The sequence below is a fragment of the Streptomyces sp. NPDC091377 genome, assembly GCF_044757045.1.
Lineage (GTDB): Bacteria > Actinomycetota > Actinomycetes > Streptomycetales > Streptomycetaceae > Streptomyces.
Window position 1 is genome coordinate 35852 of record NZ_JBIVUE010000006.1, and the last position, 18732, is coordinate 54583.

Sequence of the window (18732 nt, forward strand, 5' to 3'; positions counted from 1 at the left end):
GGGTCACCCCGCGCAGGCGCCCGACGTGTCACTTTCCGCAGTCGACTCACTCGTTCGGGTGACGGTTCGGTTTCCCCGGCGAGCATCATGGGAATCACAGCGTTTCCGGGTGGTCTTTAGCGAGAGTAATGAGTTACGCTAAGGACATGTCGGACCTCACCTATGCCGGCGATGCCGCCGCCGTGAACGCCCTGCGCTCCGCCGTGATGCGGCTGTCCCGTCGGCTCAAGCACCAGCGGGTCGACGAGTCGCTGAGCCCCACCGAGATGTCGGTGCTGGGCACCCTCGCCCGCTGTGGTTCCGCCACCCCGGGCGAACTGGCCCGCAAGGAGCATGTCCAGCCGCCGTCGATGACCCGCATCGTCGCGCTGCTGGAGGCCAAGGGCCTGGTCCGGCTGGAGCCGCACCACGAGGACCGCAGGCAGAAGGTGGTCACCCCGACCGAACAGGCCGAGGCGATGCTCGAAGAGAGCCGCACCAAGCGGAACGCCTTCCTCGCCACGCTGGCCGAGGGTCTGGACGAGGACGAGTGGGCGAAACTCCGCGCCGCCGCCCCCGTGCTGGAGAAGCTCGCGCATCTGTGAGCCGCGCCGAGCGCAGCGGCCGTAGCAGGAGATCACCACGTCCCAAGGAGGGGAGCGTCTTTGAGTTCGGGACCCGGAGCAGACTCCGCACCCGCACCACAAGCCGACGACAACACCAACGCCAACACTAAGAACAACAACGGCAACACTAAGAACGCCAAGGGCAACACCAAGAACAACAACAGCAGCAGCTCCATGTTCGCCTCGCTGAAGGTCCGCAACTACCGGCTCTTCTTCCTCGGGCAGGCCGTCTCCAACACCGGCACCTGGATGCAGCGCATCGCCCAGGACTGGCTGGTGCTCAGCCTCACCGGCTCCGCCACGGCCGTCGGTGTCACCACGGCCCTCCAGTTCCTGCCGATGCTCCTCTTCGGCCTCTACGGCGGAGTCCTGGTCGACCGGCTCCCCAAGCGGCCCACCCTGCTCGCCACCCAGACCGCCATGGCCCTCACCGGTCTCGCGCTCGCCGCGCTGACCCTCACCGGGCAGGTCCAGGTCTGGCATGTCTACCTCGCCGCGTTCGTCGCCGGTCTCGCGACCGTGCTGGACAACCCGGCCCGGCAGTCCTTCGTCACCGAGATGGTCGGCCCCGACCAGCTCCAGAACGCCGTCAGCCTGAACTCCGCGAACTTCCAGTCCGCCCGGCTGGTCGGCCCCGCCGTCGCCGGTCTGCTGATCACCGGCGTGGGCACGGGCTGGGCGTTCCTGCTCAACGGCGTCTCCTTCATCGCGCCCATCACCGGTCTGCTGCTGATGCGCACCCGTGAGCTGCACTCCGTCGAACGCGCCCCGCGCGGCAAGGGCCAGCTCAGGGAAGGACTGCGCTATGTCGCCGGACGGCCCGAGCTGGTCTGGCCGATCGTGCTGGTGGGGTTCATCGGCACGTTCTCCTTCAACTTCCCGGTCTACCTGTCGGCCTTCGCGGCCGACGTCTTCCACGGCGGTGCCGGCGCCTACAGCCTCTTCAACACCCTGATGGCCGTCGGCTCCGTCACCGGAGCGCTGCTCGCCGCCCGCCGGGGCACCGCGCGGCTGCGGCTGCTCAGCGGGGCCGCGCTGCTGTTCGGCCTGGTGGAGATCGTGACCGCGGTGACGCCGTCGCTGTGGATGTTCGCGCTGATGATGATCCCGGTCGGGATCTTCGGCATGACGGTGAACGTCACCGCCAACACCAGCATCCAGATGGCCACCGACCCCGCCATGCGCGGCCGGGTCATGGCCCTCTACATGATGGTCTTCCTCGGCGGGGCGCCCGTCGGAGCCCCGATCGTGGGATGGGTCACGGACGCGTACGGCGCCCGGGTCGGCCTCGCGGCCGGTGGCGCGATCGCCGCGCTGGCGGCGGCCGTCATAGGCGTCATCGTGGCCCGCGCGGGCGGACTGCGGCTGTCGATGGGCTGGCACGCCGGCCATCCCCGGGTGGGATTCGTGCCCCGGCAGCGCGGCGCCACGACTCCTGACGGGGAGCCCGGGACGACACTGGCGCGGGTGGTGTGAGGTGCCGATGAGACTGTTCGCCGCCGTGCTGCCACCCGCACCCGTCGTCGCGGAACTCGCCGCCTCGGTCGACGCGCTGCGCGCCCTGCCCGGTGGGGAGGGGCTGCGCTGGACCGAGCCGTCCGGGTGGCACTTCACCCTCGCGTTCTACGGAGAGGTCGCCGACGACGTCGTACCGGAACTGTCGGAGCGGCTGGCGCGGGCGGCCCGGCGTACGGCCCCGTTCGCGCTGGCCGTACGCGGCGGAGGCCAGTTCGGGCGCGGGCGGGCGCTGTGGGCCGGGGCCGCCGGGGACCTCGCGGCGCTGCGGCTGCTCGCCGGGCGCGCGGACGCGGCCGGGCGCAAGGCCGGGGTGGCGATGGAGGAACACCGGCGGTACCGGGCGCACCTCACGCTGGCCCGGAGCCGCGCCGCGTGGGAGGTGGCCGAGTACGTGCGGGTGCTGGACCTGTTCGCCGGGCGGGAGTGGGCGGTGGACGAGCTGACACTGGTCCGCAGCCGGTTGCCGGTGTCCGGGGTGGCGGGGGAGCAGCCGCGGTACGAGGTGGTCGGGCGTTGGGCGCTCGGGAGCGACGGTTAGGCTCGGGGGGTGGACCCGAAGACCCGGAACCGGATCATGGCCGGTGCGCTCGTACTGATGTTTGTGGTTGTCGCCATGGCTTCTGCCGTGGGGAGGTAGGTGGGGCGCGGCTCCCCGCGCCCCGCGCCCCGTGCCCCGCGCCCCGTGCCCCTTCCCGGCGTGGAGCGGCGCGGGCCGTGGGCGCCATGGGGGCCGTGGGGGCCGTGGAGGCCGTGGGGGCCTTACCAGGCGAACGCCTCGGGGGACGGGCCCGTACCCGGGAACAGCTCGTCCAGGTCGGTCAGAAGGCTCTCCGGCAGCTCCAGCTCCACCGCCCGCAGGGCGGACTCCAGCTGTTCCGTCGTACGGGGGCCGACGATCGGGCCGGTGACGCCGGGGCGGGTGAGGAGCCAGGCCAGTGCGGTCTCGCCGGGTTCCAGGTGGTGCTTGTCGAGGAGATCCTCGTACGACTGGATCCGGGAGCGCAGCGCCGGGTCCTTGAGGGCGTCGGCGGCGCGGCCCGAGGCGCGGCGGCCTCCCTCGACCTGCTTCTTGATGATGCCGCCGAGCAGCCCGCCGTGCAGCGGGGACCAGGGGATGACGCCGAGGCCGTACTCCTGCGCGGCCGGGATGACCTCCATCTCGGCGCGGCGCTCGGCCAGGTTGTAGAGGCACTGCTCGCTGACCAGCCCGATCGTGCCGTCGCGGCGGGCGGCGATCTCATTGGCCTGGGCGATCTTGTAGCCGGGGAAGTTGCTGGAGCCGACGTAGAGGATCTTGCCCTGGCCCACCAGTACGTCGATGGCCTGCCAGATCTCCTCGAAGGGGGTCGACCGGTCGATGTGGTGGAACTGGTAGAGGTCGATGTGGTCGGTCTGGAGCCGTTTGAGGGAGGCGTCCACCGCGCGGCGGATGTTCAGCGCGGAGAGCTTGTCCTCGTTGGGCCACGGTTCGCCCTCGGCGCCCATGTTGCCGTAGACCTTGGTGGCGAGGACGACCTTCTCGCGCCGGCCGCCGCCCTTGGCGAACCAGCTTCCGATGATCGACTCCGTACGGCCCTTGTTCTCGCCCCAGCCGTAGACGTTCGCCGTGTCGAAGAAGTTGATGCCCGCGTCCAGCGCCGCGTCCATGATCGCGTGGCTGTGCGGCTCGTCGGTCTGCGGGCCGAAGTTCATGGTGCCGAGCACCAGCCGGCTGACCTTGAGTCCTGTGCGTCCGAGCTGCGTGTACTCCATGGGCCACCAGCCAACGGCCTGGAGCGGACTCCAGGCAAGTTAAAGCTTTGGACACGGGGAGTGAGCAACGGCGATAGTGCCGATCATGCCGACCCCCCTCACCGATTCCGTCCACGATTCCCTCCTTCCTCTCGTGGGCCTGCTCCATCGCGTCCTCGGCGACGACATCCGCGCCATCCATCTCCACGGCTCCGCCGTGCTGGCCGGGCTGCGGCCGGACAGCGACCTCGATCTGCTGGTGGTCGTGGAACGGCCACTGGACGAGGAGCGACGCCGGGAACTGGTCCGGGAGTTGCTGCGGGTCTCCGGTGCCCCCGGCGATCCCGAGCGGCGGCCGGTGGAGCTGATCGTCGTGGTGCGCGGCGAGATCAGCCCATGGCGCTATCCGCCGCGCTGCGAGTTCCTGTACGGGGAGTGGCTGCGGGAGGAGTACGAGCGGGGGTACGTGCCGCGGCCCGAGCCGATGCCCGACCTCGCCCCGCTGATCGTCATGACCCGCGACGGCGACACCTCGCTGTACGGTCCGCCGCCCGCCGCGCTGCTTCCCGAGGTGCCGCACGCCGATCTGCGGCGGGCGATCGTCGCCGGGGTCCCCGATCTGATGGCCGAGGTCGACACCGACACCCGGAACGTCCTGCTCACCCTCGCCCGCATCTGGACCACCCTCACCACCGGCGCCATCCGCTCCAAGGACGCCGCCGCCGACTGGGCCCTCGAACGCCTCCCGGCCGAGCACCGGCCGGTGCTGGAGTGGGCGCGGGACGGGTATCGGGGGGAGCGGGGGGAGCGGGTCGGGGGCGTGCGGGTGCCGGTGCGGGTGCCTGCGCCGGAGGGGGCGCGGGGGGCGGCGGAGGCGCTGGCGGCGGCGATCGAGGAGGCTCGGCGGGGGGCGTAGACGTACGGGGTGTGGCCTGGGGGCCTGGGGCCGGGGGGGATGGTGACCGACCCGCGAAGACGGTGGCCGGGCCGGTCGGTTCAGGGGTGTTCCTCGGTGTACTCCCCGCCCAGATCCCACCCTTGGTACAGCGCCTCCGCGAAGGCCGCCGCTATCTTGTGCTCGCCGAGGGCGTTGGGGTGGGTGCCGTCGTAGGTGTCCGTGTCGATGTCGTACGACGTCGGCGGCGAGGCCACCAGCAGCGGTGAGCGCGGCTCGTCCAGGTCGGCCACCGTCTTGGCGAGGAGTTCGTTGAACGTGGCCACCTGGGCGGCGAAGGCGGCGTCCGAGGCGGCCCGGATGTTGGGGGTCACCGGCAGCACCACCATGGCGACGCGCGGCCGGGCCTCGCGGGCGTTGGCCACGAAGGCGCGGACGTTGTCCGCCGTCTGCCGGGGGCCGGTGTAGAAGCCCAGGTCGATCAGGCCGAGGGAGACCAGCAGCACATCGGCCCGGGTCGTGCGCACCGCCTCGCCGATCAGCGGCGCCATGTGCAGCCAGCCCTCGCCCCAGCCGGCCAGATGCCCGCGCGGGAAGTCGGGTTCGGCGTAGGCGTACGAGGTGGGCGCGTCGGCCGTCTTGTCGTGGAGCGTCTCGCGCGGGCCGACCAGGGTGAACGGGCCGCCGTAGGTGGTGCACAGATGCCGCCACAGGCGGTGACGCCAGGTGTGGTCGCCCGCGCTGCCGATGGTCATGGAGTCGCCTACGGGCATGAACCTGAGCATTCGCTCATGATGAACGATCGGCGCGGGGGGTCGGGCCTCGGGGGGCCGGGCCTCGGGGGGCCGGTGGTGATGGCAGTCTTGGGGACATGCGCCGATCCGTGGTCCTCCTTGCCGCCGCCCTGTTCACGGCCGCACTCACCGTGCCGCCCGCCGTCGCCGCCGACGGGGAGGACGAGCACCGGGGCTTCACGATCAAGGACCCGCGGATCACCGAGTCCAGCGGGCTCACGGCGTCCCGGCAGCACCCGGGGATCTACTGGACCCACAACGACAGTGACGACGGGGCGTTCCTCTACGCCGTGGACAGCGCGACGGGCGAGACGGTCGCCACCGTCACCCTCGCCGGCGTCGGCACCCCGCGGGACGTCGAGGCGATCTCCATCGGCCCGGACGACCAGATCTATGTGGGCGACATCGGCGACAACCTCGGCGGCACCTGGGACCACGTCTGGATCTACCGGCTGCCGGAGCCCAAGGAGTTGAAGGACCGGACGATCCGGGCCACGCAGTACGACGTCCAGTACTCCGACGGGGCGCGGGACGCCGAGTCGCTGGTCGTGCATCCCACGACCGGGCGGGTCTACATCGTCGACAAGAACAGCGAGGGCGGGCACCTGTACGAGGGGCCGGCCGAGCTGTCCACGTCCGGCATGAATGTGTTCAAGCCCCTCGCCGCCGTCCCGGACCTGGAGGCCACCGACGCGGCCCTCGCCCCGGACGCCGGTCATCTCGTCGTCCGCAGCTACTTCGGTGCCCTCGCCTACGAGTGGAACGACGGGAAGCTCAAGCGGCTGGAGCGGCTGAACGTGCCGACCGGGTTCGTGCAGGGGGAGTCGGTCACGTACACGGCCGACGGGACGAAGCTGATGTACGGCGCGGAGGGGAAGGGCAGTCAGGTGCTGCCCGAGGACCCGCCGGGCGGCGGGAGCGGGGGCTCCGGCGGCTCGGGCTCGGGCTCGGACTCCGGTTCGGGTTCGGACTCCGGTTCGGGGGCGTTGGGGGAGGGCCGCAGTCTCTCGGTCGGGGCCGGGGCGCTCGCGGTGGTCGTGGCGGCGGCGCTGCTGCTGGGGGCGCGGCGGAGGCGGCGGCGGTAGCGCGGCGGATGGCGGACGGAGGACGGAGGACGGAGGACGGCGGATGGCGGATGGCGGATGGCGTTTGGCTGACGGCTGACCGGTCACGGCGGGGCTGACGGCTGAGGTGACCGCTCACGGCGGAGGTGACGCCTGACGGCGGGGCTGACGGCTGAGGTGACCGATGATGCCGGGGTTGACCGCTGACGGCTGAGCTGACCGGTGACGTCGGATGGGGGCTGCCCGCCGGCCCCGGAAGGTGACGGCCGATGGCCTACTGGGGGTCGGTGGGCGGGGGGCAGGCCCTCTTCCCGGGTTTGGGCGCGGCCTCCGATCCGGCTTCGGCCCGCTGTTCCACCTGTGCCTCCAGGCCGTCGAGGATGCGCTGGAGGCCGAACTCGAAGTGGTCGAACTCGGTGCCCCAGGTGTCCTCGGCGAGGGAGGCCATGAGGGGGAAGCGGCCGGTGGCCAGGACCTGCTCCAGGATCGGCACCTGGGCCTCCCAGAACTCCATGTCGGTGAGGCCGGTCCGGCGCTCCACCTCCTCCTGGTGGACCTGGGTGCGCGCGGCGCCGACGACATAGCTGTCGACCAGGACGATCACGCCGATCAGTTCGGGATCGGTCAGGCCCATCTGCTTGATGCGGCTGAGCACCTTCTCCATGCCGTTCATGGCCCCGGGCCCGAGGATCGGCCGGGACTGGTTGACGTGGAGCAGCCAGGGGTGGCGGCGGTAGAGGGCGAGGGTTTCGCGCCCCATGGCCTCCAGGGCTGAGCGCCAGGTGCCGTCGCCGAGGTCCGCGGGGTCCTCCGAGGGGCGCTGGACGCGGTCGAGCATCAGGTCGAGGAGTTCGGCCTTGCCGGGGACGTAGCGGTAGAGGGACATCGCGCCGGTGCCGAGTTCGGCGGCGACGCGGCGCATGGAGAGTCCCGTCAGCCCCTCGGCGTCCGCCACCTGGATGGCCGCTGCCACGATCCGGTCCAGGGTGAGCCCCGGTTTGGGGCCGCGGCTCGGTCGCCGACCGGTGTCCCACAGCAGTTCGAGGGTGCGGGTGATGTCACCGGCGCCGCTCGTCTCGGTGCTGCCGTCGACGTTCTTGCCGCTCGTCATCCCGGTCGTCATGGCGCTCAGTTTAAACGGCGGAAAGTAAATTGAGTACGTCGTACGCGTAATCGGGTACGCTGTACTCGGTTACTTGGAAGCGGGCCGACGGAGGGGCACTGCCATGGATGGATTCGCGGTGAAGGCCGAGGGGCTGGAGAAGCGGTACGGCGAGAAACGGGCACTGGACGGCTTCGACCTCATGGTGCGCGAGGGCACCGTGCACGGGTTGCTCGGGCCGAACGGGGCGGGCAAGACCACCGCGGTCCGCATCCTGTCCACGCTGGTCAAGCTGGACGGCGGACACGCCGTGGTGGCCGGGCACGATGTGGGCCGACGGCCGCGCGAGGTACGGGCGCGGATCGGGCTCACCGGCCAGTACGCGGCGGTGGACGAGGTGCTCACCGGTCGGCAGAACCTGGAGATGTTCGGCCGCCTCTTCCATCTGGGCGGACGGCGGGCGAAGAGCCGGGCCGTCGAGTTGCTGGAGCAGTTCGATCTGACGGACGCGGCCGACAAGGGCGCCGACGGCTACAGCGGGGGCATGCGGCGCCGGCTGGACCTCGCGGCGTCGATGATCCTCGCGCCGGCGGTGCTGTTCCTGGACGAGCCGACGACCGGGCTCGACCCGCGCAGCCGCGGTGAGGTGTGGGAGTCGGTGCGGGCGCTGGTCGCGGGCGGTACGACGGTCCTGCTGACCACGCAGTATCTGGAGGAGGCCGACAAGCTGGCGTCCCGGATCACCGTGATCGACCAGGGCCGGGCCATCGCCGACGACACCCCGGACGGACTGAAGGACCTCATCGGCGGTGACCGGGTCGAGGTCGTGCTCGCCGAGCGCGCGGACCTCGCGCGGGCGGTGCGGGTCGTCTCCCGGGTCTCGAACGGCGAACCCGAGGCGGACGAGGCGGAGTTGCGGGTGCACGCGCCGGTCACCGACCGGGTGGCCGCCCTCACGGAGGTGGCCCGCACCCTTCAGGACGAGGGCGTCCAGGTGGAGGACATCGGCCTGCGCAGGCCGAGCCTGGACGATGTCTTCCTGCGGCTGACGGGGCACCGGGCGGAGAAGACGGACACGACGAGCGAGGGCGGCGCCCCGGGCAGCCCGGAGCAGAAGAAAGAGGAGGTGGCGGTGTGACGACGACCGCCGACCTGAAGTCCGCCGACCTGACCGGGCCGCCCTCGCGGGGGCAGACGTACTGGCTGCTCTCGGACGTCTGGAACATCGTCCGGCGCGGACTGACCCACTACCAGCGCCAGCCGGTCAACATCGCCTGGCAACTCGGCTTCCCCATCCTGTCCGTCCTCCTCTACGGCTATGTCTTCGGCAGCGCGATGCAGGTGCCGGGCGGCGGGGACTACAAGGACTTCCTGATGCCGGGCATGTTCGTGATGACGATGGCCTTCGGGTTCATCAACACGGCAACGGTGGTGGTGTACGACGCCACGAAGGGGGTCATCGACCGGTTCCGTTCCATGCCGATGTCGTCGTCCGCGGTGGTGGCCGGGCGCGGGGTGACGGACCTGATCATCGCCTGCGCCGAACTGGCCATCATGATGCTGACCGCGATGGCGATGGGCTGGCGCCCGGACGGCGGAGTGGGCTTCCTGGCGGCGTTCGGACTGCTGCTGTGGCTGCGCTTCGCGCTGATCTGGATCGGTGTCTGGCTCGGCCTGATGGTCCCCAACCCGGAGGCGGCGGGCGGGCTGTTCGCGGTGGCGTTCCCGCTGACGATGATCTCCAGCATCTTCGTCGCCCCCCAGCTCATGCCCGACTGGCTCGGCTGGGTGGCCGCGTGGAACCCCATCTCCTCCACGGCGGCGGCGACCCGGGACCTGTTCGGGACGCCGGTCGGCGGCGGGGACTCCTGGATCGAGCAGAACGCGCTGCTGATGTCCGGGCTGTGGCCGCTGATCCTGACGGCGATCTTCCTGCCGCTGGCGGTACGGAGGTTCCAGCGGCTGAGCCGGTGACGGCGTAGACGGGGCACGGGTGGTGACGGGGATAGGCTCCCCAGCCGAAGAACCGGCTGGGGAGCCTACGCGTCGATACTCCCTGCCCCTGCCCCTGCCCCTGTCCGGGTCCCCCTCCTCCTCCCCCTCCCCCTCCCTCTGCTCCTCCTCTTGCGTCGGGTGCATGACCGTCGGGTGAATGTATTCACTCGTCCACTCGATCGAGTGATGGCAGCTCAGAGACCTGGGACGTCTCATGGGCTGTGGGATCGTGCCCGAGGAAAGGGAGGTCCCATGCCCGCAGGTGGACGGCCGACGGTGCGCAGCAGGCGGCTGGGCACGGCGCTGAGGCAGCACCGGCATGTCGCCGGTCTCGACCAGCCGACCGCCGCCGAGGTGATCGCGGCGAGCCAGGCGAGGATCAGCCGTCTGGAGAGCGGGCATGTCACGGCGCGGGTCATCGAGGTACGGCTGCTGCTGGACGCGTACGGCGTGGACGACCCGGAGGAGCGGGCCCAACTGGAGGAGCTGGCCAAGCACTCCAGGAACCGGGGCTGGTGGCTGGAGCACGCGGCGCATCTGCGGCCGGACTACGTGGACCACATCGCCCTGGAGGACGACGCGACCTACATCCGGGAGTGGCAGCCGGTGATGGTGCCGGGCCTGTTGCAGACCCCGGCGTACGCGCAGGCGGCGATCGCGGGCGGTCCGCACTACATCGACCCTGAGCGGGTGGCTCAGTTGGTGAAGGTGAGGGTGGGCCGGCAGGCGAAGATCGAGGAGGGCGGGGCGTCGTACACGGCGATCCTCTGGGAGGCGGTGGTGGCGCACCCGCTGGAGAGCGTGGAGATCCACCGGGAGCAGCTCTCGGCCATTCTCGACATCGCGAAACGCAAGAACGTCACGGTGCAGGTGCTGCCGTTCAGCGCGGGCGGATTGGCTGGATACACCTCCGCGTTCTCGTCCTTCAGCTTCGGCCAGGAACCGACGGTGGAGGCGGTCACGATGGACAACCTCCGAGGCACATCGGTGCTGGAAGGACCCGAGGACCTTGCCGCTTACGCCAATGCATACGACCTACTACGATCGTCAGCGTTGACGCCGGCCGCGAGCGCGAGGTTCATCCGGGGCGTGCTGCGGAGCGTGAAGGAAAACACACCGTGACCGAGGCCATAAGCCCCTTCCGGAAGTCGTCGTACTCGGGGCAGGAGAACAACTGCGTCGAAGTGGCCGAAACCCGATCCGGTGGCCGGGCCCTACGCGACAGCAAGCAGCCCCACGGCCCCCGCGTCACCATCTCGGCCCCGGTCTGGGCCGCCTTCATACGCCAGTTCGCGTAACCCACAACCCCCTTGCGAGCCCTCACGGGAAAGGTCGAGATCGGTCTGGGTGAGGGCCCGGCCCGAGACCTCTGGAGGCAGCTGATGCGCACGTGGAGCCCGAACTTCCCCGGCAGCGGGACGGTCGTCGAGGAAGCGTGGCTCGCGGGCCGCGCGGAAGGTATGGCCAAGGGGCGTGCGGGGGACATCCTGCACATTCTCGGCGTACGCGGGATCGATGTCTCCGACGCCGACCGGGAGCGCATCACGAGCTGCGTCGACCTGGAGGTGCTGGGGGAGTGGTTCGACCGGTCCCTGAGTGTGACGAGCGCCGAGGAGCTGTTCGCGGAGGGCGGCACCGGGGACGACTGAGGCACGGATGAAGAACGCCCCGCGGATCGGAATCCGCGGGGCGTTCTCGTGGTCGTACGTTGTCGTACGTTCTTGTCGTCGTACGTTCTTGTCGTCGTGCGTTCTCCTTGTCGTACGGGCGTTGTCGGTCGCCTCGTGCGACTGGGGGAGTTCAGGTCAGAGCTGGTCGATGACGTAGTCCACGCACTTGGTGAGGGCCTCGACGTCCGCCGGGTCGATGGCCGGGAACATCGCGACGCGGAGCTGGTTGCGGCCGAGCTTGCGGTAGGGCTCGGTGTCGACGATGCCGTTGGCGCGCAGGACCTTGGCGACGGCGGTGGCGTCCACCTCGTCGGTGAAGTCGATCGTGCCGATGACCTGCGAGCGCTTCGCCGGGTCGGTGACGAACGGGTCGGCGAACTTCACGCTCTCCGCCCAGCCGTACAGCGTCCGCGCGGAGGCGGCCGTACGCCGTACCGACCAGTCCAGACCGCCCTGGCCGTTGATCCACTCAAGCTGCTCGTTGAGGAGGAACAGGGTGGCCAGCGCCGGCGTGTTGTACGTCTGGTTCTTGCGGGAGTTGTCGATCGCGGTGGGCAGGGAGAAGAACTCCGGGATGTGGCGGCCCGACGCGTGGACGCGCTCCGCCCGCTCGATCGCGGCCGGGGAGAACACCCCGATCCACAGACCGCCGTCCGACGCGAACGACTTCTGCGGGGCGAAGTAGTACACATCCGTCTCGGCCACGTCCACCGGCAGACCGCCGGCGCCCGAGGTGGCGTCCACCAGTACCAGCGCGCCCTCGTCCGCGCCCGCGACCCGCTTGATCGGCATCGCGACACCGGTCGAGGTCTCGTTGTGCGTGAACGCGTAGACGTCGACGCCCGCCGTCGCCACCGGCTCGGGGTGCGTACCGGGGTCGGAGGCGATGACGTCCGGCTCGGCCAGCCACGGCGCCAGCTTCGCCGCCTTCGCGAACTTGGAGCTGAACTCACCGAAGTTGAGGTGCTGGGACTTGTTCTCGATCACACCGTGCGTGGCGATGTCCCAGAACGCCGTGGAGCCGCCGTTGCCGAGGATCACCTCGTAGCCGTCGGGGAGCTGGAACAGTTCGCGGATGCCCTCGCGCACCTTGCCGACCAGGTTCTTCACCGGAGCCTGGCGGTGGGAGGTGCCGAGCAGGGACGTACCGGTGGCGGCGAGGGCGTCCAGCGCCTCGACACGCACCTTGGAGGGGCCAGCGCCGAATCGACCGTCGGCGGGCTTGATGTCAGCGGGAATCTGGATGTCGGCCACGAGCCGGAGGGTATCGGCTGGGCCAAACCGGGCGGAACCGTGTCCGTCCGATGAGACAGCTCGCCCGGGTCGCGGACTTGTGGGTCCCGACAACCCGATCCCGACAACCCGATCCCGGCGGGCTCTGACTCGGGGTCTCCCCGTCAGCTCGGGGTCTCCCCGTCCGACGTCCGGCTCGCCAGCCGCTCGTACCGCTGCCGGGCCGCCTGCGGGGTCCCCAGTCCCAGCCCGAACGCGATCTCCTGCCAGGTCATCCCGCGCCCCCGCGCCATCTGGAGCAGCCCGGTCTCCAACTCGTCCATCTCGCCGCGCACCAGCGGTACGAGGGTCAGCGCGGCGGTGATGTCCGCCTGGTCCACCTCCGGCTCCCCCTCCTCCCGCAGCGCCGCGCCGCTGAGCAGGAAGGACACCAGCCGTACGGCCTCATGCGGTCCGAGGAAGGCGGGGTGCGTCTGGCGTCGCCGCTGGTCGTCGGTCGCAGCGTGGCGCTCCGCGACCCGCATGAGGGAGGCGTACACCCGCTGCGCGCGCGCCTGTTCGGGGTGCGGGGGAGTGAAGGGGTCTGTGGCGTCGTCCATGCCTCAAGGGTGCACTCGTGTGCGGGTTGATGTCAATGGATTGTTTTAAACGAGTTGTTTAGTGAGGGGGTAATGGGTGTGACAGTACGACAATTGCCGCGCCCCTGTGGACAACTCGACGTCACTGTCCGTGAGCACGTGCATCCTGGACCCATGACGGATCACACGGGTCTCGAAGCGGAGCTACGCGCCGCCGTCCGGGGCGAGGTCGGCTTCGACATCACCTCGCGCGCACTGGTCACCATGGACGCGTCCAACTACCGCCACGTCCCCCGGGGCGTGGTGGCCCCCCGGGACGCCGACGACGTGGCGGCGGTGCTCGCGGTGTGCCGGGCGCGCGGTGTGCCCGTGGTGCCGCGCGGCGGCGGTACGTCGATCGCCGGGCAGGCGACCGGCAAGGGTGTCGTGCTCGACTTCACCCGCCATATGAACGGCCTCGTGTCCCTGGACCCCGAGTCACGGACCGCCGTGGTCCAGCCGGGGCTCGTCCTCGACCGCCTCCAGGAGGCCGCCGCCCCGCACGGCCTGCGCTTCGGCCCTGATCCGGCCACCCACAGCCGCTGCACCCTGGGCGGGATGATCGCCAACAACTCCTGCGGCTCCCACTCGGTGGCCTGGGGGACGACGGCGGACAACGTACGGGAGCTGACCGTGCTCACCGCCCGGGGGGAGCGGCTCCGGCCGGGACGAGGGTGGTCGCCGGGACGAGGGTGGTCCGGGGCGCCCGACGGGCTGCGCGCCCTGGTGGAGGGGGAGGCGGAGCGGTTGCGCAACGGCTTCCCCGACCTCCCCCGCCGTATCTCCGGCTACGCCCTCGACGCCCTGCTCCCCGAGCACGGCACCGACGTCGCCCGCTCCTTCTGCGGCTCCGAAGGCACCCTCGGCGTGCTCACGGAGGCCGTCGTACGACTGGTCGAGGCCCCGCCCGCCCAAGCCCTGGCCGTCCTCGGGTACGCCGACGAGAGCGCCGCCGCCGAGGCCGCCCCGGGCCTGCTGCCGTACGGGCCGCTGACGGTCGAGGGCATGGCGGCCGACCTGGTGCCGGACCGCACGGGGCTGCCGCGCGGCGGCGCGTGGCTGTTCGTGGAGACGGGCGGGGAGACGGAGGCGCAGGCACGCGCGGCGGCCGACGCCGTCGTCCGCGCCGCCGACGCGCTCGACGCGCTCGTGGTGACCGACCCGGTGGTCCGCCGCGCACTGTGGCGCATCCGCGAGGACGCGGCCGGTACGGCGACCCGTATGCCCGACGGCAGCGAGGCATGGCCCGGCTGGGAGGACTGCGCGGTGCCCCCGGCCCGACTCGGCCCCTATCTGCGGGACTTCCGCGCCCTGCTGTCGGCGCACGGACTGCGCGGAACGCCGTACGGCCACTTCGGCGACGGCTGCATCCATGTCCGCATCGACTTCGACCTGCTCAGCGAGGCGGGCGTCGCCCGGTTCCGCCGCTTCTCGCAGGAGCAGGCGGAGCTGGTGGTGGCACACGGCGGCTCGCTCTCCGGGGAGCACGGCGACGGACAGGCCCGCGCCGAACTGCTGCCGAAGATGTACGGGCCGGACCTGGTCGGCCTGTTCGAGCGGGTCAAGGACGTCTGGGACCCCGACGGCCTGCTCAACCCCGGTGTCCTGGTCCGCCCCGCCCCGCTCGACGCCGACCTCCGCTTCGCCGTCCTGCCCCGCACCCCCGTGGACGTGGCCTTCGGCTACCCCGCCGACGACGGCGACTTCTCCGCCGCCGTCCGCCGCTGCGTCGGAGTCGCCAAATGCCGTACGACCACCCCCGCCGGGGCCGACGTCATGTGCCCGTCCTTCCGCGCGACCGGCGAGGAGGCCCACTCCACCCGGGGGCGCGCCCGGCTGCTGCACGAGATGCTCGCCGGTGAGCTGGTGACCGACGGCTGGCGCTCGACCGAGGTACGGGACGCGCTGGATCTGTGCCTGTCCTGCAAGGGCTGCCGCTCCGACTGCCCGGTCGGCGTCGACATGGCCACCTACAAGGCGGAGTTCCTGCACCACCACTACGCCGGGCGCCGCCGCCCCGCCGCCCACTACGCGCTGGGCCGGCTCCCGACCTGGCTGCGCTGGATCAGCCGGACCCGCACCGCCCGGCTGATCAACGCGCTCGCCGCCGTGGGTCCCCTCGCCCGCCTCGGGAAGCGGCTCGCCGGGATCGACCGGGACCGGGCGCTCCCCCGGCTGGCCACCCGGACCTTCAGCCGGTGGTGGGAGGACCGGCGCGGGAGGGCGCTGGTGAGAGCGGAGGGGTCACCCGTGGGAACGGACGGGGTGGCTGCGCGAGCGGACCGGTCGCCGAGGCGAACGGGCGGGTCGCCTGCGCGAGCGGATGGGCCACCCGTGCGAGCGAACGGGTCGCCTGCGCGAGCGGGCGGGCCACCTGGGCGAGCGGACGGGCCACCCGTGCGAGCAGACGGGCCACCCGTGCGAGCGGGCGGGGCGCCTGCCCGAGCGGGTGGGGCGCCGGGGCGGGCCGACGCCGAGTTGGTCATCCTCTGGCCCGACACCTTCACCGAACACCTCTCGCCCTCCGTCGGACAGGCCGCCGTGCGGGTGCTGGAGGCGGCCGGGCTGCGCGTCGGACTGCCGCCCACTCTGCATCTGAAGCGCCCGCCGGTCGGGGACGGAGTGTCGGTCGCCATGGACCCGATGTCCGTCCTGCGGGGACGGGGCCGCGTCTGCTGCGGACTGACGTACACCTCGACGGGGCAACTGGACCGGGCCCGCGCGGTGCTGCGCCGGACCCTCGATCTGATGGGCCCGGTGCTGGAGACACCGACAGCGGTCGTCGTCCTGGAGCCCAGTTGCGCCGCCGCGCTGCGCACCGACCTTCCCGAACTGCTGCCCGACGACCCGCGCGCCGCCCGCCTCGCCTCCCGGGTGCTGACCTTCGCACAGGCCCTGGAGCGGTACGCCCCGCAGTGGAGACCACCCCGGCTCGACCGGCCCGTGGCCGGACAGACCCACTGCCACCAGCACGCCGTGCTCGGCGACGCGGCCGAGCGCCGGCTCCGCGAGGCGGCCGGACTCACCGGCACCCTGTCCGGCGGCTGCTGCGGCCTCGCCGGGAACTTCGGTTTCGAACGCGGCCACGGCGAAGTGTCCCGCGCCTGCGCGGAGGAACAGCTCCTCCCGTCGGTCCGGTCGGCGCCCGACGACGCCGTGGTCCTGGCGGACGGCTACTCCTGCCGCACCCAACTGGACCAGCTCGCCCAGGTGACAGGCCGCCATCTGGCGGAGGTGCTCGCGGACGGGCTGGTGGAGGGACGTGAGGAGGATGACACGGATGTCAGTGGCATTCCTGGTTCACACGCCTGACCCAGTCCACTACCCTGGACTGGAAAGTGCATGCTAATGAACGCCGGGTGCATGCCAGTGAACGCCCGCAGCCCCGCCCGAGCCCCCTGGAACGCCCTGTGACCACCCCCGACTCCGCCCTCACACCGACGTCGACGCCCCCGTCCGCGCCGACGTCGGCGCCCGAGGCCGTGGCAGCCGCCTCGTCCGCCGCCTCCCCCGACGGGGGCAGCCCGGGCCGCCGTGGCTCGCTCGGCCCCGTCGGGCTGGTGCTGGCGGGCGGGCTGTCGGTGCAGTTCGGCGGGGCGCTGGCGGTCAGCCTGATGCCCCGGGCCGGGGCGCTCGGGATCGTCACACTGCGGCTGGCGGTGGCGGCGATCGTCCTGCTGCTCATCTGCCGCCCCCGGCTGCGCGGCCACTCCCGCACGGACTGGGGCACGGTGCTGGTCTTCGGCCTCACGATGGCCGCGATGAACGGCCTCTTCTACCAGGCCGTGGCCCGTATCCCGCTGGGCCCCGCCGTCACCCTGGAGGTGCTCGGGCCGCTGGCCCTGTCGGTCATCGCCTCCCGCCGGGCGATCAACCTCGTCTGGGCGGGCCTCGCCCTGGCCGGGGTCTTCCTGCTGGGCGGCGGAGGCTTCGACACCCTCGATCCGGCGGGCGCGGCCTTCGCGCTGTCGGCGGGGGTGATGTGGGCGGCGTACATCGTGTTCAGCGCGCGGACCGGCAGACGCTTCCCGCAGGCGGACGGGCTCGCGCTGGCGATGGCGGTGGCGGCGGTGCTGTTCCTGCCGCTGGGCGTCGCCGAGTCCGGTACGAAGCTGCTGGACCCGGAGATCCTCCTGCTGGGCGGTGCGGTCGCGGTGCTGTCGTCGGTGCTGCCGTACACCCTTGAGCTGCTGGCGCTGCGCCGCCTGCCCGCCCCCACCTTCGCCGTCCTGATGAGCCTGGAACCCGCCATCGCCGCCCTCGCCGGCTTCCTCGTCCTCAACCAGGCCCTCTCCGCCGCCGAGTCCGCCGCCATCGCCCTGGTGATCGCGGCGAGCATGGGCGCGGTACGGACCCAGGTGGGCGGGAGGAAGCCGGGGGGCGGGAGAACGCCTAGGGCGGGGAAGGAGCCGAAGGGCGGGAGAACGCCGAGGGCGGGGAGGGAGTCGAGAGGTGCCGAGGGAGCGGACGAGGGGTCGGCCGGACCCGCTGACTGACCGGTCGCCGGGGTCGTCGCCCCGCTGCCTGACCGGCCCGGCCCTTCTCGCCCCACCCGGTGGCCGTCGCGGTCACAGTCCCTCCATAAGAAAATCAGGCAAGCGTGCTTGATTTGTTCCGGGGGCGCTGACACCCTCGTGCGCATGGCCGATCCGACGCCCGTCTTTGCTGACCTGTGTGCCGAGAGCGCTGAACTCGACCGGATGGTGGGGGAGTTGGGGCCGGAGCGCTGGGCGCTGCCGACCCCCGCGCCACGCTGGACCGTCGCCCATCAGATCGCCCACCTGGCGTGGACCGACCGTTCGGCGCTGCTGGCGGTGACGGACCAGGACGGGTTCGCGGCGCTGGTGGAGAAGGCGATGGCGTCGCCGGAGACGTTCGTGGACGAGGGGGCGCAGGAGGGGGCCGCGCTGCCGCCCGCCGAAGTGCTCGCGCGCTGGCGGGAGGGGCGGGCCGCGTTGGACGCGGCGCTGCGGGCCGCGCCGTCCGGCGCCCGCTATCCCTGGTACGGGCCGCCGATGTCCGCCGGGGCGGTGGCCACGGGCCGGCTCATGGAGACCTGGGCGCACGGCCAGGACATCGCGGACGCGCTCGGCGTCGTACGGGAGCCGACGGACCGGCTGCGGCATGTGGCCCGGATCGGGGTGCGCACCCGGGACTTCGCGTTCGGGACGCGTGGGCTGACCGCGCCGGAGGACGAGTTCCGGGTGGAACTGACCGCCCCGTCCGGTGAGCCGTGGGCGTACGGGCCCGAGGACGCCGGGCAGCGGGTCACCGGGCCCGCCCTCGACTTCTGCCTCCTCGTCACCCAGCGGGCCCACCGCGCCGACCTCGGGCTGCGTGCCGAGGGGCCGGACGCCGACCGGTGGCTGGACATCGCGCAGGCGTTCGCGGGCCCGCCCGGCGCCGGGCGCGCGCCGAAGGCGGACGGCGCGTGAACGCCGCCCCGGAACCACCGGGGCGCCCACGACCGGAGCCACTGCGCATCGGGAACGCCTCCGGCTTCTACGG

Annotated in this window: 18 protein-coding genes; 13 read left to right on the top strand and 5 right to left on the bottom strand. The window is 71.9% G+C overall.

Annotated features, from left to right (window positions below; genetic code table 11):
- Positions 1 to 146 precede the first annotated feature (146 nt).
- From ACIQNG_RS14885 to thpR, 3 genes are read left to right on the top strand one after another with little or no spacing between them, the layout of a single operon-like run.
- Complete coding sequence (locus ACIQNG_RS14885) at positions 147 to 584, top strand: MarR family winged helix-turn-helix transcriptional regulator (protein WP_401485163.1); 438 nt, start codon at positions 147 to 149, stop codon at positions 582 to 584.
- A gap of 60 nt (positions 585 to 644) precedes the next feature.
- On the top strand, positions 645 to 2081 hold the full coding sequence (locus ACIQNG_RS14890) for an MFS transporter (protein WP_401485165.1): 1437 nt from the start codon (positions 645 to 647) through the stop codon (positions 2079 to 2081).
- A 7-nt stretch (positions 2082 to 2088) separates the two neighbouring features.
- Positions 2089 to 2661: an RNA 2',3'-cyclic phosphodiesterase gene (gene thpR / locus ACIQNG_RS14895; protein WP_401485167.1), complete on the top strand. Its 573-nt coding sequence runs from the start codon at positions 2089 to 2091 to the stop codon at positions 2659 to 2661.
- Positions 2662 to 2882: 221 nt separating this feature from the next.
- Here the strand turns inward: thpR and ACIQNG_RS14900 are convergent, their stop codons facing one another.
- Entirely contained in the window at positions 2883 to 3875 is a 993-nt protein-coding gene (locus tag ACIQNG_RS14900; protein WP_401485169.1) for an aldo/keto reductase, read from the bottom strand.
- A gap of 85 nt (positions 3876 to 3960) precedes the next feature.
- Here ACIQNG_RS14900 and ACIQNG_RS14905 point away from each other — a divergent pair, with 85 nt between their 5' ends.
- Positions 3961 to 4770: an aminoglycoside adenylyltransferase family protein gene (locus tag ACIQNG_RS14905; protein ID WP_401485171.1), complete on the top strand. Its 810-nt coding sequence runs from the start codon at positions 3961 to 3963 to the stop codon at positions 4768 to 4770.
- A gap of 80 nt (positions 4771 to 4850) precedes the next feature.
- Here ACIQNG_RS14905 and ACIQNG_RS14910 read toward each other — a convergent pair whose 3' ends face one another.
- Positions 4851 to 5534: an SGNH/GDSL hydrolase family protein gene (locus ACIQNG_RS14910; protein ID WP_401485173.1), complete on the bottom strand. Its 684-nt coding sequence runs from the start codon at positions 5532 to 5534 to the stop codon at positions 4851 to 4853.
- 86 nt (positions 5535 to 5620) lie between these two features.
- Here ACIQNG_RS14910 and ACIQNG_RS14915 point away from each other — a divergent pair, with 86 nt between their 5' ends.
- A complete protein-coding gene (locus tag ACIQNG_RS14915) occupies positions 5621 to 6628 on the top strand; it encodes a WD40 repeat domain-containing protein (protein ID WP_401428294.1) in 1008 nt (335 codons plus the stop codon).
- A gap of 253 nt (positions 6629 to 6881) precedes the next feature.
- On the opposite strand, the gene ACIQNG_RS14920 is transcribed toward ACIQNG_RS14915, so the two are convergent.
- Positions 6882 to 7718: a TetR/AcrR family transcriptional regulator gene (locus tag ACIQNG_RS14920; RefSeq protein ID WP_401485687.1), complete on the bottom strand. Its 837-nt coding sequence runs from the start codon at positions 7716 to 7718 to the stop codon at positions 6882 to 6884.
- A 115-nt stretch (positions 7719 to 7833) separates the two neighbouring features.
- Here ACIQNG_RS14920 and ACIQNG_RS14925 point away from each other — a divergent pair, with 115 nt between their 5' ends.
- The 5 genes from ACIQNG_RS14925 (at position 7834) to ACIQNG_RS14945 (ending at position 11353) form a co-directional block, all read left to right on the top strand.
- The gene (locus ACIQNG_RS14925) at positions 7834 to 8847 is read left to right on the top strand and encodes an ATP-binding cassette domain-containing protein (RefSeq protein ID WP_401485176.1); all 1014 of its coding nucleotides are present in this window, start codon (positions 7834 to 7836) and stop codon (positions 8845 to 8847) included.
- A gap of 14 nt (positions 8848 to 8861) precedes the next feature.
- Complete coding sequence (locus ACIQNG_RS14930) at positions 8862 to 9683, top strand: ABC transporter permease (protein ID WP_401428693.1); 822 nt, start codon at positions 8862 to 8864, stop codon at positions 9681 to 9683.
- A 273-nt stretch (positions 9684 to 9956) separates the two neighbouring features.
- Positions 9957 to 10826, top strand: a complete 870-nt coding sequence (locus ACIQNG_RS14935) for a helix-turn-helix domain-containing protein (protein WP_401428298.1) — start codon at positions 9957 to 9959, stop codon at positions 10824 to 10826.
- Entirely contained in the window at positions 10823 to 11002 is a 180-nt protein-coding gene (locus ACIQNG_RS14940; protein ID WP_401485178.1) for a DUF397 domain-containing protein, read from the top strand. Before ACIQNG_RS14935 ends, ACIQNG_RS14940 begins: the two co-directional genes overlap by 4 nt.
- An 84-nt stretch (positions 11003 to 11086) precedes the next feature.
- Positions 11087 to 11353, top strand: coding sequence for a hypothetical protein (locus ACIQNG_RS14945; RefSeq protein ID WP_401485180.1), 267 nt, complete (start codon positions 11087 to 11089; stop codon positions 11351 to 11353).
- A 156-nt stretch (positions 11354 to 11509) separates the two neighbouring features.
- On the opposite strand, the gene serC is transcribed toward ACIQNG_RS14945, so the two are convergent.
- Positions 11510 to 12628, bottom strand: a complete 1119-nt coding sequence (serC, locus tag ACIQNG_RS14950; protein WP_401428306.1) for a phosphoserine transaminase — start codon at positions 12626 to 12628, stop codon at positions 11510 to 11512.
- Positions 12629 to 12771: 143 nt separating this feature from the next.
- Complete coding sequence (locus ACIQNG_RS14955) at positions 12772 to 13206, bottom strand: DNA-binding protein (protein WP_401485182.1); 435 nt, start codon at positions 13204 to 13206, stop codon at positions 12772 to 12774.
- Positions 13207 to 13359: 153 nt separating this feature from the next.
- On the opposite strand from ACIQNG_RS14955, the gene ACIQNG_RS14960 reads away from it, so the two are divergent.
- The 3 genes from ACIQNG_RS14960 (at position 13360) to ACIQNG_RS14970 (ending at position 18659) form a co-directional block, all read left to right on the top strand.
- A complete protein-coding gene (locus ACIQNG_RS14960; protein WP_401485184.1) occupies positions 13360 to 16536 on the top strand; it encodes an FAD-linked oxidase C-terminal domain-containing protein in 3177 nt (1058 codons plus the stop codon).
- Between the two features lie 98 nt (positions 16537 to 16634).
- Entirely contained in the window at positions 16635 to 17720 is a 1086-nt protein-coding gene (locus ACIQNG_RS14965) for an EamA family transporter (RefSeq protein WP_401485185.1), read from the top strand.
- A 144-nt stretch (positions 17721 to 17864) separates the two neighbouring features.
- On the top strand, positions 17865 to 18659 hold the full coding sequence (locus ACIQNG_RS14970) for a TIGR03084 family metal-binding protein (protein ID WP_401485187.1): 795 nt from the start codon (positions 17865 to 17867) through the stop codon (positions 18657 to 18659).
- Positions 18660 to 18732 lie beyond the last annotated feature (73 nt).

Excerpts from the sequence above, each read along its gene's own strand:
- ACIQNG_RS14905 (WP_401485171.1), top strand. The coding sequence starts at position 3,961 with ATGCCGACCCCCCTCACCGATTCCGTCCACGATTCCCTCCTTCCTCTC.
- thpR (WP_401485167.1), top strand. The coding sequence starts at position 2,089 with ATGAGACTGTTCGCCGCCGTGCTGCCACCCGCACCCGTCGTCGCGGAA.
- ACIQNG_RS14955 (WP_401485182.1), bottom strand. The coding sequence starts at position 13,206 with ATGGACGACGCCACAGACCCCTTCACTCCCCCGCACCCCGAACAGGCG.
- ACIQNG_RS14920 (WP_401485687.1), bottom strand. The coding sequence starts at position 7,718 with ATGACGAGCGGCAAGAACGTCGACGGCAGCACCGAGACGAGCGGCGCC.
- ACIQNG_RS14900 (WP_401485169.1), bottom strand. The coding sequence starts at position 3,875 with ATGGAGTACACGCAGCTCGGACGCACAGGACTCAAGGTCAGCCGGCTG.
- ACIQNG_RS14885 (WP_401485163.1), top strand. The coding sequence starts at position 147 with ATGTCGGACCTCACCTATGCCGGCGATGCCGCCGCCGTGAACGCCCTG.
- ACIQNG_RS14910 (WP_401485173.1), bottom strand. The coding sequence starts at position 5,534 with ATGCTCAGGTTCATGCCCGTAGGCGACTCCATGACCATCGGCAGCGCG.
- ACIQNG_RS14945 (WP_401485180.1), top strand. The coding sequence starts at position 11,087 with ATGCGCACGTGGAGCCCGAACTTCCCCGGCAGCGGGACGGTCGTCGAG.
- ACIQNG_RS14960 (WP_401485184.1), top strand. The coding sequence starts at position 13,360 with ATGACGGATCACACGGGTCTCGAAGCGGAGCTACGCGCCGCCGTCCGG.
- ACIQNG_RS14935 (WP_401428298.1), top strand. The coding sequence starts at position 9,957 with ATGCCCGCAGGTGGACGGCCGACGGTGCGCAGCAGGCGGCTGGGCACG.
- ACIQNG_RS14970 (WP_401485187.1), top strand. The coding sequence starts at position 17,865 with ATGGCCGATCCGACGCCCGTCTTTGCTGACCTGTGTGCCGAGAGCGCT.
- ACIQNG_RS14925 (WP_401485176.1), top strand. The coding sequence starts at position 7,834 with ATGGATGGATTCGCGGTGAAGGCCGAGGGGCTGGAGAAGCGGTACGGC.
- ACIQNG_RS14915 (WP_401428294.1), top strand. The coding sequence starts at position 5,621 with ATGCGCCGATCCGTGGTCCTCCTTGCCGCCGCCCTGTTCACGGCCGCA.